This is a genomic window from Nonomuraea sp. NPDC003707 (genome assembly GCF_053587055.1).
Map to the genome: position 1 here is coordinate 47416 of NZ_JBSFNK010000024.1, position 16110 is coordinate 63525.

General features: G+C 70.6%; 12 protein-coding genes. 6 read left to right on the top strand and 6 right to left on the bottom strand.

The features are described 5' to 3' along the window. From eboE to ACWDRB_RS43710, 5 genes are all read left to right on the top strand, one after another. Entirely contained in the window at positions 1-1113 is a 1113-nt protein-coding gene (gene eboE, locus ACWDRB_RS43690; RefSeq protein WP_449904299.1) for a metabolite traffic protein EboE, read from the top strand. Then, entirely contained in the window at positions 1113-2459 is a 1347-nt protein-coding gene (locus ACWDRB_RS43695) for an alkaline phosphatase family protein (protein WP_449904302.1), read from the top strand. Before eboE ends, ACWDRB_RS43695 begins: the two co-directional genes overlap by 1 nt. Beyond that, positions 2456-3112: an ROK family protein gene (locus ACWDRB_RS43700; RefSeq protein ID WP_449904304.1), complete on the top strand. Its 657-nt coding sequence runs from the start codon at positions 2456-2458 to the stop codon at positions 3110-3112. The genes ACWDRB_RS43695 and ACWDRB_RS43700 overlap by 4 nt, the downstream gene beginning before the upstream one ends. A gap of 137 nt (positions 3113-3249) precedes the next feature. Further along, on the top strand, positions 3250-4593 hold the full coding sequence (locus tag ACWDRB_RS43705) for a ricin-type beta-trefoil lectin domain protein (protein WP_355205758.1): 1344 nt from the start codon (positions 3250-3252) through the stop codon (positions 4591-4593). After that, a complete protein-coding gene (locus ACWDRB_RS43710) occupies positions 4593-6731 on the top strand; it encodes an RICIN domain-containing protein (protein ID WP_449904307.1) in 2139 nt (712 codons plus the stop codon). The genes ACWDRB_RS43705 and ACWDRB_RS43710 overlap by 1 nt, the downstream gene beginning before the upstream one ends. Before the next feature lie 52 nt (positions 6732-6783). On the opposite strand, the gene ACWDRB_RS43715 is transcribed toward ACWDRB_RS43710, so the two are convergent. The 3 genes from ACWDRB_RS43715 to ACWDRB_RS43725 form a co-directional block, all read right to left on the bottom strand. Beyond that, positions 6784-7725: an esterase/lipase family protein gene (locus tag ACWDRB_RS43715; protein WP_363983601.1), complete on the bottom strand. Its 942-nt coding sequence runs from the start codon at positions 7723-7725 to the stop codon at positions 6784-6786. A 234-nt stretch (positions 7726-7959) separates the two neighbouring features. Beyond that, positions 7960-9714: a non-ribosomal peptide synthetase gene (locus ACWDRB_RS43720; RefSeq protein ID WP_449904310.1), complete on the bottom strand. Its 1755-nt coding sequence runs from the start codon at positions 9712-9714 to the stop codon at positions 7960-7962. 19 nt (positions 9715-9733) lie between these two features. Beyond that, the gene (locus tag ACWDRB_RS43725) at positions 9734-10465 is read right to left on the bottom strand and encodes a thioesterase II family protein (protein ID WP_350737293.1); all 732 of its coding nucleotides are present in this window, start codon (positions 10463-10465) and stop codon (positions 9734-9736) included. A 136-nt stretch (positions 10466-10601) separates the two neighbouring features. On the opposite strand from ACWDRB_RS43725, the gene ACWDRB_RS43730 reads away from it, so the two are divergent. Then, positions 10602-11825, top strand: coding sequence for a cytochrome P450 (locus tag ACWDRB_RS43730; protein ID WP_449904313.1), 1224 nt, complete (start codon positions 10602-10604; stop codon positions 11823-11825). Here the strand turns inward: ACWDRB_RS43730 and ACWDRB_RS43735 are convergent. From ACWDRB_RS43735 to ACWDRB_RS43745, 3 genes are read right to left on the bottom strand one after another with little or no spacing between them, the layout of a single operon-like run. Beyond that, on the bottom strand, positions 11822-13618 hold the full coding sequence (locus tag ACWDRB_RS43735; RefSeq protein ID WP_449904316.1) for a non-ribosomal peptide synthetase: 1797 nt from the start codon (positions 13616-13618) through the stop codon (positions 11822-11824). The genes ACWDRB_RS43730 and ACWDRB_RS43735 overlap by 4 nt on opposite strands. A gap of 16 nt (positions 13619-13634) precedes the next feature. Beyond that, positions 13635-15260, bottom strand: coding sequence for a PhpK family radical SAM P-methyltransferase (locus ACWDRB_RS43740; protein ID WP_449904318.1), 1626 nt, complete (start codon positions 15258-15260; stop codon positions 13635-13637). After that, positions 15257-16012: a DUF2306 domain-containing protein gene (locus tag ACWDRB_RS43745; protein WP_449904321.1), complete on the bottom strand. Its 756-nt coding sequence runs from the start codon at positions 16010-16012 to the stop codon at positions 15257-15259. The genes ACWDRB_RS43740 and ACWDRB_RS43745 overlap by 4 nt, the downstream gene beginning before the upstream one ends. Between the last annotated feature and the right edge of the window lie 98 nt (positions 16013-16110).

The following is a 16110-nucleotide window of genomic DNA, read 5'->3' on the forward strand; positions in this document are numbered from 1 at the left end:
ATGAGGCTGCGCCACCCGGACGGCTCGACGATCCACCTCGCCTACTGCACCAACGTGCACCCGGCCGAGGATCTCCCCGGCATCCACCGCCAACTCTCCGGTATCGCCGCGCGGGTCAGAACACTGCTCGGCGCCGAACGGCTCGGCGTCGGCCTCTGGCTGCCCCGGCAGGCCGCCGGTGAGCTGCTCGCCCGGGGCGACGAACTCGCCGCGCTGCGCGAGCGGCTGGCCGCGTTCGGGCTGGAGGTCGTGACCCTCAACGGGTTCCCCTACCGCGGCTTCCACGACGAGATCGTGAAATACCGCGTGTACCACCCCGACTGGGCCGACGCGGAGCGGCTGCGCTACACGCTCGGGCTCGCCGAGATCCTCGCCGCATTGCTGCCGGACGACGTCACCGAGGGGACGATCTCGACCCTCCCCCTCGCCTGGCGCACCGCATGGACACGGGACAAGGCGACGGCGGTCATGGCGAACCTCGACGCGCTCGCCCAGGGGCTGCGGGCCCTGACCCACCGGACCGGCAAGGTGATCCGGGTGGGCTTCGAGCCGGAGCCCGGCTGCGTCATCGAGGTCACGCCCCAGGCGACCGCCCTGCTGAGCGAGGTGGACCACGACTACCTCGGCCTGTGCCTGGACGCCTGCCACATGGCCGTGGGCTTCGAGGAACCCGGCGCGGGCGCCGGCACCGGGCTCCCGATCGTGAAGCTCCAGGCGTCGTGCGCGCTGGAGGCCCCGCCTGGAGCGCAGCGGGCGCTGGCGGCGTTCGACGAGGCCAGGTTCCTCCACCAGACGCGCTCCGCCACCGGATACGTCGACGACCTGGGCGAGGCCCTGGCCGGCGGCCTGCCCGCGGACGAGGGCTGGCGGGTGCACTTCCACGTACCGCTGCACGCGGACCCGCCCCCTCCGCTCGTCACCAGCGCCCCCTACCTGCGTGACCTGCTGGACACGCTCCTCGGCGGCCCCAGCCCGCTGACCCGGCACGTCGAGGTGGAGACCTACACCTGGAACGTGCTCCCCGGCGCGTCCCCGGATCTCGCCGCCGGCATCGCCGCCGAGCTCGACTGGATGCGGGGGCAGCTCGCCGCCCTCGGGCTGAAGGAGACGTGATGGCACCGCTGATCGTGATCAACGTGGTGGGCCTGACCCCCCGCCTGCTCGCCCACATGCCGAATGTGGCCAAGGTGGGCACGGCGGCCACGCTGCGGCCCGTGCTCCCGGCCGTCACCTGCTCGATGCAGGCCACCCTCCTGACCGGCGCGATGCCCCGCGACCACGGCATCGTCGGCAACGGATGGTACTTCCGAGACCTCGGCGAGGTCCTCCTGTGGCGCCAGCACAACGCACTCATCCAGGGCGAGCAACTGTGGACCTCCGTCCCCGGCCTGCGCACCGCCAACGTCTGCTGGTGGTACGCGATGGGCGCGCCCACCGACCTGCTCGTCACCCCACGCCCCATCTACCACGCCGACGGCCGCAAGGATCCCGACTGCTACACCCGCCCACCCTCACTCCACGACGACCTCGAGGCCGCACTCGGGCCGTTCCCCCTGTTCAGCTACTGGGGCCCGACCGCGGGAATCACCTCCTCCGAATGGATCATCGCCGCGGCCCGCCGCATCCTGGCCCGCGAACGCCCCGACCTGCTGCTGGTCTACGTCCCGCACCTCGACTACGACCTGCAGCGGTACGGCCCCGCCGGGCCCGAGGCGATCGCCGCGGCCCGCGCCGTCGACGCCGCGCTGGCCCCGCTGCTCGCCGAGGAGGCCGAGGTGGTCGTGCTGTCGGAGTACGGCATCACCCCGGCGTCCCGGCCGATCGACGTCAACCGGGCGTTGCGCGCCGCCGGGCTCCTGGAGGTCTACACCCAGGCCGGGATGGAATACCTCGACCCGTGGGCGTCCAGGGCCTTCGCCGTCGCCGACCACCAGGTGGCCCACGTGTACGTACGCGACCCCGCCGACCTCGACCGCACCCGCGCCGTCGTCGCCGAGCTGACCGGCGTGGACGAGGTACTCGACCACGCAGGAAAGACCACGTACGGGCTCGACCATGAGCGCGCCGGCGAACTCGTCGCCGTCGCGGAACCCGACGCCTGGTTCACCTACTACTACTGGCTCTCCGACGACCGGGCACCCGATTTCGCCAGGCTCGTGGACATCCACCGCAAACCCGGCTACGACCCCGCCGAGCTGTTCATGAACCCGCGTGACCCGTTCGTCAAGCTCCGCGCCGCCACCGCACTGGCCAAGAAGAAGCTGGGCTTCCGCTACACGATGCCGGTGGTGCCACTCGACCCGGCACCGGTGCGGGGCAGCCACGGCCGCCTGCCCGACAGCCCCGACGACGGCCCGCTGCTCATCGGCCCCTTCGACCGCGACCGCTACGACGCGACCGAGGTCAAGGACCTGCTGGCCGGTCTGGTGAGGAGGCGGAGCCTGGACTTCACCCTATGATCCGGCCGCGGCGGGGGACGTCGCGTGACGTGCGGCGTACCAACAGGGCCGTGCTGCTGCGCACGCTCTTCTTTGACGGCCCGCGCGCGCAGGCGGGGGTGGACCCCGGCCGCGTCCTCGGCGTCGGCGTCCCCGGCATGGTGCGGGGCTCGGTCGTCGACTCGCCGACGTTCGGCTGGAGCGGGGTACGGCTGGCCGACATGCTCCCCGGCCTGCCCGTGTTCGTCGACAACGGCGCCATGACGCTGGGCCTGGCCGAGCACTGGTTCGGCGCGGGACGGGGCAGCGACTACATGATCATGGTGTTGATCGGCAGCGGGGTCGGCGCCTGCATCATCACCGACGGCATCACCGTCCGAGGCGTGTCCGGTGGGGCGGGGGAGTGGGGCCACACCACGGTGATCGCCGACGGCCGCCCCTGCCGCTGCGGTGCGCGCGGCTGTCTGGAGGCCTACGTCGGCGCCGAGTCGGTCCTCGCCAGGGCGGGGATCGACCTGGCGGGCGTCGAGGAGGAGAGCGCCTTCGCGGCGCTGCTGGCCGACCCGGGCGCGCGTCCCCTGTTCGACGAGGCCGTCGGCCACCTGGGCGCGGGGCTGGCGAGCCTGATCAACCTGCTCAATCCCGAGCGCATCGTGCTTTCCGTCAACCCTTAAATTAAGTGTTGACGCTCTTGTAAGGTCACCGTAAGGTCACCATGAGATCACGACCGTGGATTTCTCTTAGCCATGGTGCTCACCCACGCCGGCGGCCGGCCGCCGGCGTACACCCCCCACAGAAGGTGACACCCCCCATGAAAAGACGAGGAATCATCCTCGCGTCCGTGACGGCGTTAGCCGTGGCGGGCCTCGCCTCCCCGGCCTCGGCCGCCACCGGCCAGATCACCGGCTACGGCGGCAAGTGCGTCGACGTCGCCGGCGCCAACAGCGCCAACGGCACCCAGGTCCAGCTCTGGACCTGCAACGGCACCACCGCCCAGTCGTGGACCACGCAGTCCGACGGCACGATCCGCGCACTCGGCAAGTGCCTGGACGTGGCGGGCGCGAGCAGCGCCGACGGCGCCAAGGTGCAGATCTACGACTGCAACGGCACCGCCGCGCAGCAGTGGACGGCCGCCTCCGACGGCACCCTGCGAGCGCTCGGCAAGTGCCTGGACGCCACCAACGTCAGCTCGGCCGACGGCACGCCCCTGCAGATCTGGAGCTGCGGCACCGGCGCCAACCAGAAGTGGACGCTGCCCTCCGGCGGCGGCACCCCCAGCCCCGGCAAGCTGCCCGGCGCCCCGTACCTCTACATGGGGTGGGGGAGCCCGCCCAACCCGGGCACGGTCATGGACGCGACCGGCGTGAAGTCCTTCACGATGGCCTTCATCCTGTCCGGCGGCGGCTGCACGCCACGCTGGGACGGCTCGCGTGCGCTGACGGGCGGCGCCGACCAGCAGGCGATCAACACGATCAAGTCCAAGGGCGGCAGCGTCCAGATCTCCTTCGGCGGCTGGTCGGGCAACAAGCTCGGCCCCAACTGCGCCACGCCTGAGGCGTACGCGGGCGCCGTGCAGCAGGTCATCAACGCCCTGGGACCCGCGGCAGTCGACTTCGACATCGAGAACACCGACGAGTACGAGAACTACACCGTCCAGGACCGCATACTCAACGGCCTCAAGATCGTCAAGGCGAACAACCCGAACGTCAAGGTGGTCGTCACCTTCGGCACCTCCACCAGCGGCCCGGCCGGTGCGGGCACCCGGCTGATCAACCGGTCGAAGGAGCTCGGCGTCCCGATCGACAACTACACGATCATGCCGTTCGACTTCGGCGGCGGGTCCAACATGTACCAGAGCACGGTCAACGCGGCCGAGGGGCTGAAGAACGCCCTGAAGTCGGCGTTCGGCTGGTCGGACGCCACGGCGTACGCGCACATGGGCATCTCCGGCATGAACGGCCTGTCCGACCAGTCGGAGGTCACCTCGGTCGCCACCTGGACCCAGATCCGCGACTACGCCAACTCCCATGGCCTGACCAGGCTCGCCTTCTGGTCGGTCAACCGCGACCGCCCCTGCTCCGGAGGCCTGTCCGAAACCTGCAGCGGCGTCTCCCAGAACGCCTGGGACTTCACCCGGCTGACGGCGGGGTTCTGATGCGTGCCCTCGTCGTCCTCGTGCTGGTCGCGGCCGGGTTCGTCCTCATGCCGGTCGCGCAGGCAGCCGTCCCCACCGGCCTGACCACCGTGGTCGCCAAGCACAGCGGCAAGTGCGTCGACGCCCGCGGCGCCGCCACCGCCAACGGCACCGCCGTCCAGCAGTACGCGTGCAACGGCAGCGGCGCGCAGCTCTGGCAGTTCCAGGCCACCAGCGACGGCTACTACCGGGTCAACAGCTCGCTCAACGCCGCGCAGGCCTGGGACGTGACCGGTGTCTCGACCGCCGACAGCGCGCCGGTCCAGCTCTGGGCCTACGGCGGCGGCAACAACCAGCAGTGGCTGCCGGTGGAGGAGTCCGGCGGCACGTACCACCTGGTCAACAGGAACAGCGGCAAGTGCCTCGACGTGTCGGGCGCCTCCACGGCCGACAGCGTGCAACTGCAGCAGTACACCTGCAACAGCACGGCGGCGCAGTCGTTCACCCTGTCGGGCGGCGGCGGTGGCGGCCCCGATCCCGACCTGGGGCCGAACGTGCGCGTCTTCGACCCGTCGATGCCCGCGTCCACCATCCAGTCGCAGCTCAACTCGGTGTTCGGCCAGCAGCAGTCCAACCAGTTCGGGTCCAACCGGTACGCGCTGCTGTTCAAGCCGGGCACCTACAACGTGGACGTCAACGTCGGTTTCTACACCCAGGTCCTCGGCCTGGGACAGACGCCGGACGCGGTGACGATCAACGGGGCCGTGCACGCCGAGGCCGACTGGTTCGGCGGCAACGCCACGCAGAACTTCTGGCGCTCCGCCGAGAACCTCTCGGTCACCCCGGCGGGCGGCACGGACCGGTGGGCGGTCTCGCAGGCGGCGCCGTACCGGCGCATGCATGTGCGCGGAAACCTGCAGCTGGACGACGGCGGCTGGTCGAGCGGCGGGTGGATCTCCGACTCGCGGATCGACGGTCAGGTCAGGTCCGGGTCGCAACAGCAGTGGATCTCCCGCAACTCGGCCTTCGGGTCCTGGAGCGGGTCCAACTGGAACATGACCTTCGTCGGGGTGTCCGGCGCGCCGGGCAACACCTTCCCCAGCCCGCCGTACACGACGGTGGGGCAGGCGCCGGTGGTACGGGAGAAGCCGTTCCTCTACATCGACGCGGCGGGGGCCTACCAGGTGTTCGTGCCCGCGCTGAAGTCGAACTCCGCCGGGGTGTCGTGGCCGGGTGCGGGCACGTCGCTGCCGATCAGCCAGTTCTTCGTCGTCAAGCCGGGCAACACCGCCGGCGACATCAACGCGGCACTGGCCGCGGGCAAGAACCTGCTGGTCACGCCGGGCGTCTACCATCTGAACGACACGATCAGGGTCACCAGGGCCGACACCGTGGTGCTCGGTCTCGGGCTGGCGACGTTCGTACCCGACAACGGCATCACGGCGATGACCGTCGCAGACGTGGACGGCGTCAAGGTCGCCGGGCTGCTGATCGACGCCGGGACCGTGAACTCGGCGACGCTCATGCAGGTCGGCCCGGCGGGCTCGGCGGCCTCACACGCGGCCAACCCCACCTCGCTGCACGACGTCTTCTTCCGCGTCGGCGGCGCCGGGGTGGGCAAGGCGTCACAGAGCCTGGTGATCAACAGCGACGACGTGATCGGTGATCACACCTGGATCTGGCGGGCTGACCACGGCAGCGGCGTCGGGTGGAACACCAACACGACCGTCAACGGGCTCGTCGTCAACGGCGACAACGTGACGTTCTACGGGCTGTTCGTCGAGCACTACCACCAGTACCAGGTCATCTGGAACGGCAACGGCGGGCGGACCTACTTCTTCCAGAACGAGATGCCCTACGACCCGCCCAACCAGGCGTCCTGGATGAACGGCTCCACCCGTGGCTGGGCCGCCTACAAGGTCGCCGCTTCGGTCACCTCGCATGAGGCCTGGGGGCTGGGCAGCTACTGCTACTTCAGCGCCAACCCCGGGGTGGTGGCCGACCGGGCCTTCGAAGTGCCGAACACGCCGGGGGTCCGCTTCCACCACATGGTGACGGTCTCCCTGGGCGGCACCGGAACCATCGCCCACGTCATCAATTCCACGGGCGGCCCGAGCAACTCCTCCACAAACGTCGCAAACCTCACCGAATACCCATAACCCACCGACGCGTCCTCCCCCTTTGCCGAAAGGGGGAGGACGCGCCCGCGCGTTACTGGGCCTGCTGGTCGTACAGGCCGTCCATCATCCGCAGGAGCGGCGCGGGGTACGAGCCCTCACCCTCGTCGCTGAACTCTCCCCCGTACGACGCCTGCCAGTCGCCGGTCGAGGTGTTCCGGATGGAGGTGTGGCTCAACGTGCCGCCGTCGGCGTTCGAGCCGTAGAGCGCCCAATGGTGGGCAGTGCGCTTGTTGGTCGCCGAGTCGGAGCTGACCGTGTCATCGTGCTTCGAGGCGAGGAAGGTGTAGTCCGTGCCCATCTGGGAGAGCGGCTGTTTTCCCAGCCAGCTGATGAAGCCGCTGCCCGGACGCATGTCGCTGCACTGCTCGTGGGTGATGGCGCACGCGGTCACCACCGCGCTGCCGATGCCCTGGTGTGGCGTGGCGAACGTGACCATGTCCTCGATGTACAGGAATGGGGGCCAGGCTCTGGGCCACACGGTGGCGCCGAGGTTGTTCGGATCGACCGTCAGCCCGCTCAGGTCGGGCGGCGGCTTGCCCACGCCGTACCGGTTGACGCCTTCGATGGCCGCCTTCGCGACCAGACCGCCCATGGAGTGCGTGACGACGTCGATCGCCACGTCCTTGCTGGAGTACAGGTAGTAGACGGTCCACGCGAACTGGCGGCCGACCTCCTGGATGCGCGTGTCGGTGGTCCCCTGGAGCCTGAGGTCGCAGTTGGTGGCCTTGTTGTAGTAGCCGAAGGTGACGACGTCGCCCCAACCGTTGGCGTTCAGCACCTGCTTGGCGCTGTTCCATGCGCCGGAGCAGCTGATGTCGGCCTCACGGTCGAACCCGTGGACCATGACGGTGACGCGGTGTCCGTTGCCGCGCGCGGGCGCGGCTGACGCGGCGGGTGCGGTGGCGATCAGGGTGGTGGCGACTATGGCCCCGACCAAGGGCAGGGCAAAACGGGATCTGGCTAATCTGTGCATCCACGGTCTCCGTTTCCGTTGGGCCGGAGGCAGAGTAGCGCGCAGACGATCATTCTGTGAATGAGTCGGGGACGAGCGAGACCACCTGTTCCGCCTCGCCGGGCACAACCCGCCGACGAGGGGAGCGTTCGGCGACCACATCAGCCCCGGCCTGCTGCGGGTTCTTGATCGGCTGAACGACACGCCTTGCTGGGGTGCGGGCCGGCTCGCGCAGGGGCGGACCGGCAAGCACCGTCAGGCGACGGAGGGTCTGGTCTGGTCGATGACCTTGGCGAGGTCCTCGACCACGCTGTTCTCGAAGACCACCTCAGGTGGGAGGTCGGTCTTGAGGTCGCGGCGGATGCGCATCCGGCCGCGGGCGGCGAGGAGGGAGTGGCCGCCGAGGCCGAAGAAGTCGTCGTGGACGCTGATCGACTCCACGCGGAGCAGTTCCTCCCAGAGCTGGACGAGGTAGCGCTCGGTGGCGGTGCGCGGAGGTTCGTAGGTGCGCCGCCGCCGGGAGCGGTCCTCGGCGGCCTCGCGCAGCCGCGCCCAGTCCCGTTTGCCGTGCGCGTCCAGCGGCATGGAGTCCAGGACGACGAACTCGGCGGGGACGTAGGCGGCGGGCAGACGCTCGGTGAGGAAGGCGCGCACGTCGACGGGTGAGAACTCCTCGGCCACGGGGATGACGAAGGCGACCAGGCGCAGGTCGCCAGGCTCTCCTACCGCCGTCACCGCGACCTCGCCCACGTGCGGGTGCTGGTAGAAGGTGCGTTCGATCTCGGCGGGCTCGACCCGGTGGCCGGAGATCTTGACCTGGCTGTCGACGCGGCCGAGGTATTCGAGGGCCCCGTCGGCACCGGTACGCACCAGGTCCCCGGTGGCGTACATGCGGGTGCCGTTCGCGGCGAACGGGTCGGCGACGAAGCGTTGCGCGGTGTGCCCGGGCTGGTCCAGGTAGCCGCGTCCTACGGCGGCGCCGCCGACGTACAGCTCACCGGTGGAGGCGGGGGCGAGCTGATCGTCCAGGACGTACAGACGCGCTGACGCGGTCGAACGGCCGATGGGGACCCGGGTGCAGTCGTCGGGGAGCTCCTGGACACGCTGGGCGGTGCAGGCCACGGTGGCCTCGGTCGGGCCGTACAGGTTGAGCAGGTCCCCGGAGAAGCCTCCGGCCCGCAGCTCGCGGCAGGTGTCGGCGAGCAGCACGTCGCCGCCCGAGCACAGGACCCGCAGGGAGGCGAACGCCTCGCGGTCGTGGCGGGCGACCTGGTTGAGCGCGATGGCGGGAGCCAGCATCGCGGTGACGCGGTGCCGCCGGAGTTGCCGCCGCAGGTCGGCGCCGATGAGGTCGGCGAAGGCGGGCATCACGACCAGATCCGCGGCGCCGGCCATGCTACGCAGCAGTTCGAAGGTGAAGGTGTCGAAGGACAGGTTCGACGCCTGCGCCATCCGGTCGCCGGGGCCGACCGTGGGGAGGGCGGTGTCCGTGGCGAAGGCGACCATGTGGCGGTGTTCCAGCACGACGCCTTTGGGCTGACCGGTGGATCCGGAGGTGAACAGGACACAGGCCGCGCTCTGCGGGGCGACGTGTGCCGCCGGACCCGAAGCGGGAGGCAGGACGCGCCAGTCCAGCTCGGCCACCTCCACGGGCAGGCCGGACAGCCGCCTGGTCGTGCCGGGATCGGTGAGCAGCAGGCGCAGGCGGCCGGCCTTCACCATCTGCTCGCGCCGCAACCTGGGATAGCTGACGTCGATCGGCACGTACGCCGCTCCCGCGCGCAGCACGCCGAGCACCGTCACCACGGCGCCGACGCCACGCGGCAGGTGGACGCCGATCCGGTCCTCCTCCCGCACGCCGAGCCTGACCAGTTCGTGCGCGATGGCGTCCGCCCGCTCGGCCAGTTCCGCGTAGCTGAGGCTGGTCTCTTCGTCGCTGACGGCGGGCAGGTCCGGATGGGTTCCGACGGTTCTGGCGAGAAGCTCGGGAATCGTCGCGGGTGCAGACACGGCGCTCATCCTCTTCGCATCAGTAGTCGAGATCTTCCTCGATGACCTTCCTGAGCCCGGTGGCACCTGCCAGGAAGTTCAGCGGATCCCCGGGAAGCAGGTGGACGCGTGTCTCGCCGTACTCCTGCCACTCGGCCAGGTCGTCCGGTCCCACGTCGAGGTCGTCCGCCCAGCCGATGGCGCTGATCGGCACGCCGATCGCCTTGGCCGGCGGCGCGTAGTCCAGGCACATCCGCACGTCCTGCCGCAGGACCCGTACCGACAACGACACCAGCTCGTCCGGGATGGCCCCGTCGCCGAGGTCTCCGGCGACGCGCCGGAGCTCCGCGGCGATGCGGTGGTCGGACATCCACGGGTGGTAGTAGCCGTAGAAACCCCGGCTCGGCGTCAGGGACGCCGACACGAACAGCCGCTCGGGCGCCCGGACGCCGATCTCCATGGCGCGGGTGGCGAACGCGTGCGCGAGCAGCGCGCCCATGCAGTGGCCGATGAGCGCGTACGGCCGCGCCAGGTAGGGCAGGAGCGCCTCGACGGCGTCCTTGGCGAACGTCTCGAAGTCGCGGTACGGATCTTCCTTGATCCGGTACTCCCGGCCGGGAAGCTGCACGGGATGGACCTCGGCCTCCCCGATCCGCCCGGGCCAGCGCCGCAGCGAGGACGCGCCGGAGCCGGCGTAGGGGAAGGCGAACAGCAGCGGCCCGTCTCCGGCCGACGGCTCCTGCAGCAGCCAGCGCGTGGATGGTCGGCGCACATGCCCTCCAGAAGTCTCGACTGCCGACTGACGCTAGCCGGGAGGGGTTAGCCGCCGGTTACGCGGGAGAGGCGTAACCGGCGGCTAACCACGCCGGGGCATAGTCGGGAGCACGTGCGAACCGGAGGTGTCCCAGGTGTTGCCCGTACTCGACCCGGACCAGGTGGAGTCCCTGGACCTGACCTCGCCGACGATCCATGCCGAGGGTGACCTGTCGGCGGTGTGGCGGCGCCTGCGGTCGGAGCACCCGCTCTACTGGCACCCGCCGATGGGCGGCAACCCGGGCTTCTGGGTCGTCACCCGGCACGCGGACGCCGTCAGCGTCTTCCGCGACGGCCGGCGTTTCACCTCGACGTCGGGCAACGTGCTGGAGACCCTGCTCGTGGGCGGCGACTCGGCCACGGGCAAGATGCTCGCGGTGACCGACGGCCCCCGCCACACGGAAGTACGCCGCATCATCACCGGCGCGCTGACCCCGGCCGTGTTCGACCGGCTGGCGCGGCGGATCGAGGATCAGGTGCGGCGGCTCGTGGCGAACGCGCTGGAGCGCGAGGACTGCGACTTCGGCGACGACGTGGCCGCCCAGGTGCCGCTGGCCACGATCTGCGACACGCTCGCCGTGCCCGACTCCGACCGCGCCTACATCCACCGGCTCGGCTCCACCTCGGTCAGCTCGCACGGCCCCGCCCACACCTCGGCCGACGGCTGGAACTCCAAGAACGAGATCCTCGCCTACTTCATCGAGCTCGCGGAGGAGCGGCGCGGCGGCGACGCCGATGACCTGGTCAGCATCCTGGCCAACGCCCGTGTCAAGGGGCGGCCGCTCGGCACCGACGAGATCGTCTTCAACTGCTACAGCCTCATCCTGGGCGGCGACGAGACGACCCGGCTGGCGATGACCGGCGCGGTCCTCGCGCTGGCCGAGAACCAGGATCAGTGGCGGGCGCTGCGCACGGGTGAGGTCGGACTGGACAGCGCGGTCGAGGAGGTGCTGCGCTGGACGACGCCGTCGCGGCATCTCGGCCGGCTGGCGGCGGAACCGGCGGACCTCGGTGGCGGCCGGGTCGAGGCGGGCGACGTCGTCACGGTGTGGCTGGCTTCGGCCAACTTCGACGAGCGGGAGTTCGCCCGTTCCGAGCGGTTCCTCCTGGACCGCACGCCGAACCGGCACCTGACCTTCGCCTACGGGCCGCACTTCTGCCTGGGCGCGCGGCTGGGCCGCATCCAGCTCGCGGCGACCCTGGCCGCCCTTCGTGACCTGGTCGGCGAGATCGAGGTGACCGGCACCCCCCGGCGCGTCTATTCCAACTTCCTCGGCGGCACCTGCAACCTGCCGGTCAGGCTCACCTCGTCCAGTTAGAGGTCCAGGTAGGCGTCCAGGTAGGCGGCGAGGTCGCCCAGGACGGGGTGCTGGAAGACCGTCACCATCGGGATCGCCGGGACGCCTTTGCGGCGCAGGTGCGCGACCAGCCGGATGGCCAGCAGCGACTGGCCGCCGAGCTCGAAGAAGTTGTCGTCCACGCCGACGCGCTCGATCTCCAGCACATCGCGCCACGCGTCGGCGACGAGCCGCTCGGTCGGGCTCATCGGCGCCGCCTCAGCGGAGTGCTCCTGCCGCACCGGGGGCGGCAGCGCGCCGCGGTCCACCTTGCCGCTGCCGGTCAGCGGGAAACGATCAAGCCCGACGAGTACGGCAGGCAGCATGTACTCGGGCAGGTAAGCGGCGGCTGCGCGCCGTACCAGATCGGCGTCGAACGAGCCCGCGCGCTCGAGCCGGCAGTAGCCGATGAGACCCGCGCCGCCCGGCATGTCGTCGCGGACCATCGCGACCGCCTGGACCACGCCCGGGCAGCGGCTCAGCACCGCCTCCACCTCACCCAGCTCGATCCGGTACCCGCGCAGCTTCACCTGGTCGTCCACGCGGCCGACGAACTCCAGCCGCCCGTCGGGGCCGATCCGCGCCCGGTCGCCGGTCCGGTACATGCGCGTGCCGTCGCCGGCGATCACGTCGGCGACGAACCGCTGCGCGGTCAGCGCCGGAGCGCCGGCGTAGCCGCGGGACACGCCGTCGCCGGCCACGTAGATCTCACCTTCGACGCCGGGGCCGACCGGCCTCAGCTTGTCGTCGAGCAGGTGGATGCGGACCCCGGGCAGTGGCTCGCCCAGGTGCGGCCCGCACGTGTGGTCGATCGGCGCCCACGTGGCGTCGACCGTGCATTCGGTCGGGCCGTACAGGTTGACCGGCGTCAGGACCCCGGCGGCCCGCCGGTCCGCCAGCCGGATCCACAACGCGGGCGCGACGGCCTCCCCGCCGACGAGCAGCCGCAGGGGCGGCCCCTCGGCGCGTTCGGTCAGGTGGTCGAGCAGCGACACCAGGTGGGACGGCGTGATGTCGAGCTCGTCCAGCCGCTCCTCGGCGATGAGCGCCGCCAGCGCCTGCGGGTCGCCGCGCACCTGGTCGTCCACGAGGACGACGGTGTCGCCCCGGCACAACCGCGACCACTGCTGTACGGAGGCGTCGAACGACGGGCTGGCGTTCCACCCGATCCTGGCCGGCCCCGGCCCGACGGCGTGCGCCAGATTGTCCACGAGCGCGGCCAGCGACCCATGCGTGACCTCGACGCCTTTCGGCCGCCCGGTCGAGCCTGAGGTGTAGATGACGTAGGCCCGGTCTCCGGGCAGGATCGGGGCGCGGCCCGGGACCGCTCCGGCGGCGACGCGAGCACAGGTGTCCACCGTCAGGACCTGCCTGCCGAGGGCGGGCGAGACGCGGCGGCGGGTGACGGGATCGGACAGGACCAGCTCCGCGCCCGCCTGCCGGCACATGTAGCGCAGCCGGTCGATCGGCAGCGCCGGATCCAGCGGCAGGTAGGCGCCTCCGGCGCGCAACGTGCCGAGCAGGGCGGCAGCGAGGTCGATCCCGCGTGGCAGCAGCAGCCCGACCAGGGATTCGGCGCCGATGCCGCGCCTGATCAGCCCGGCCGCGATCGCGGCGCTGCGCGCGGCGAGCTCTCCGTAGGTCAACACGCCGCCCCGGTGGACGATCGCCGGGCGGTCCGGGCAGGCGGCGGCCGTCTGCTCGAATCGGCTGACCACCGTACGCGGGCCCGGGGCCGCCGGGTCGGTCGTGTCGGCAGGCGCGGGCAAGGTCATGCGGTTCTCCCGGGCGTCAGTAGCTGAACTTGGCCGGCGCCACGTCCAGCACGGCCACGCTTTCGGCGAATCGCCGCTCCAGAGCGGCCAGGCGCTCCGGGTCGCCGCCCCGGTCGCGCACCCCCATGAGTTCCTGGCTCGTCCGCAGGAGCCCCATGAGCTCCCGCACGTTCACGCCCTTGCCGTCCAGGTAGGGCAGCGACCAGAAGTCGAAGTCGTACAAGGGCAGCCACACCGACTCGGTGACGCGGTCGAGCATCTCGTCGGTGAGGTCGGCGGCCTGCGAGGAGGTCATGCTGAAGTGCGACCACTTGTAGCCCTCTCCCTCGATGCCCAGCAGTTCCTTCTGCTGGTAGATCGGCGAGCGGGGGTTGGCCCACCAGGCCTGGGCCCGCCACAGGTCGGGGGCGGTCTCGTTGAGGAAGTCGATGGTGTTGCCGACGGTCTTCTCGGTCTCGCCGGGGAATCCGACGATGATCGAGGCGAAGGTGGTCACGCCACGTTCCTTGAGCCTGGCGATGCCGGCGCGGTACTGGCTGTCCTGCGCGAGCTTGTGCATGTTGGCCAGCACGTCGCTGTCGCCGGACTCGATGCCCAGGAAGACGCCGGAGCAGCCACTGGCGGCGGCCAGGTCGAACGACTCCTCGTCGCGGGCGTTGGAGCAGCGGAAGTAGGAGTACCACCGCAGGCCGAGATCCTCGTCGATCATCATCTGGCAGAGCTGCTTGAACCGCTTCGGCGGCACGTTGAACGTGTCGTCCACGAAGACCACGTTGCGGACGCCGAGCTCGGCCAGCGCGCGAAGCTCCTTGCGCACCGTCTCCACCGAGGCCGTGGTGAGCGCCCCGGCGCGCGTCGGGTAGTCGCAGAAGCTGCACTTGAACGCGCAACTGCGCGCGGTGCGAAGCTGCGCGGTCGGGCCGATGAGGTCCGGGCTGAAGCCGGCCCAGTCGATCGAGCATGCGTCCAGATCGTTGGCCTCCGGGCGGCGCCTGGTGCGCACCCAGGTGTCCTCGGGGCAGTGGATCAGGTTGTCCACGCCGGACAGGTCGCCGCCGGCGCGTACGGCCTGGCAGAGCTGGCCCAGGCTGTGCTCACCCTGCGATTCCTGGATGTAGGAGTCGGCGCCCATGGCGAAGAAGAAGTCCTGGACGGCGCCGTTCACGCCGGACTGGCACAGGTTGTCGATGAGCGGGCCGCCGACCACGATGTGGCTGGTCGGCGACATCTGGCGGATGTACTCGACGACCGGGCCGACCGGCAGGATGTTGACGTAGAAGGTGGTCGTGATGGCGACGACGGCGGGCCGTTCCGCCAGCAGCGCCGCCAGCCGGTCGCGCTCGCCGGTGAACAGCGAGACGGGCTCGGCGCGCAGGCCGCGCCTGCGCAGGTAGCTGGTCAGGTAGAGCGCCGCCAGGTTGAACACCTCGCCGACGTGGTATCTGTCGGCCCGGCCGGTGCCGCGGTTCCTGAGCCGGCTGAACGCGTCCAGCCACGGCATCGCCGCACCGTCGACCACCAGGTGCTCGGCACGCATGATCTGGTATTCCGGCGTGCCGGGACCGGCCCGCTCGCACATGACCCGGTAGTCGTCGAAGTCGCCCTCGTTGTATCCGATCACCACGCAGTCGAGCTCGCTCATGCCGTCTCCCGTACGGTGTGGCGCTGTTCACGGTCCAGCCACCACTCGATGAAGATGAAGGCGAGCGTCCATGGCAGCCAGGTGACGCTCGCCGAGACCGCCTGTTCCAGGGCGTGCTTGTCGCCGCCGAACGTCGTGTCGAGCTGGTTGGCGAGGATCATCCCGATCGGGAAGCCGAGGAGCCGGTTGAAGATGATCGAGATGGTGAGGGTGAAGCTGCGCAACATCCACCGGCGGTGTTCGGCGTAGCGGCCCCGGCGGGCGTTCACGAAGCCGAAGGTCGTGACGGTGAACCACAACGACGCCAGCACGATGTCGCTCAGCGCGCTTACCGGGCCGAACCCCCACAGCACCGAGATCACCACCGCGGCCGTCGCGGCAGGCCACACGCCGGCGACGACGTAGGCCCGGCCGACGACGCGGTGCACGCGGGGGTGCCTGCGGCGCAGCCACGGCCACACCTGGAAGACACAGCCGACCATGGCCACCGTGGCGCCGAGTATGTGCGTCATGAGCACGGGGAAGAACCACGGCTGTTCGTCCGGCGAGATCCTGCCCAACTTCGGGTTGAAGGCGAGGTACCGCGGAATGGACAGGCTCACGAATATCGTGACGGCGATCGCGAGCACGCCGAGGGCGATGCGGCCACCGAGCCGCCGCCGACGGGGCCGGGCTGCGCGGCTGGGATGACCGTCCCGCTCCTGACCGTCGGTCTGTGCCGGGCTGACGGGCGATTGCGGTACGGATGGCATACGCACAGGATGAACTGCGGCCCCGTTTCCCAGGCATCCCTTCTTCATGTGACATCACCGGCCGCCGCACCCACGGGTAGCTTCGAGTCCCCGGAGAG

Bases quoted from the DNA above. Each gene is read 5' to 3' on its own strand.
- eboE (WP_449904299.1), top strand. From the start codon at position 1: ATGAGGCTGCGCCACCCGGACGGCTCGACGATCCACCTCGCCTACTGC.
- ACWDRB_RS43695 (WP_449904302.1), top strand. From the start codon at position 1,113: ATGGCACCGCTGATCGTGATCAACGTGGTGGGCCTGACCCCCCGCCTG.
- ACWDRB_RS43700 (WP_449904304.1), top strand. From the start codon at position 2,456: ATGATCCGGCCGCGGCGGGGGACGTCGCGTGACGTGCGGCGTACCAAC.
- ACWDRB_RS43705 (WP_355205758.1), top strand. From the start codon at position 3,250: ATGAAAAGACGAGGAATCATCCTCGCGTCCGTGACGGCGTTAGCCGTG.
- ACWDRB_RS43710 (WP_449904307.1), top strand. From the start codon at position 4,593: ATGCGTGCCCTCGTCGTCCTCGTGCTGGTCGCGGCCGGGTTCGTCCTC.
- ACWDRB_RS43715 (WP_363983601.1), bottom strand. From the start codon at position 7,725: ATGCACAGATTAGCCAGATCCCGTTTTGCCCTGCCCTTGGTCGGGGCC.
- ACWDRB_RS43735 (WP_449904316.1), bottom strand. From the start codon at position 13,618: ATGACCTTGCCCGCGCCTGCCGACACGACCGACCCGGCGGCCCCGGGC.
- ACWDRB_RS43740 (WP_449904318.1), bottom strand. From the start codon at position 15,260: ATGAGCGAGCTCGACTGCGTGGTGATCGGATACAACGAGGGCGACTTC.
- ACWDRB_RS43745 (WP_449904321.1), bottom strand. From the start codon at position 16,012: ATGCCATCCGTACCGCAATCGCCCGTCAGCCCGGCACAGACCGACGGT.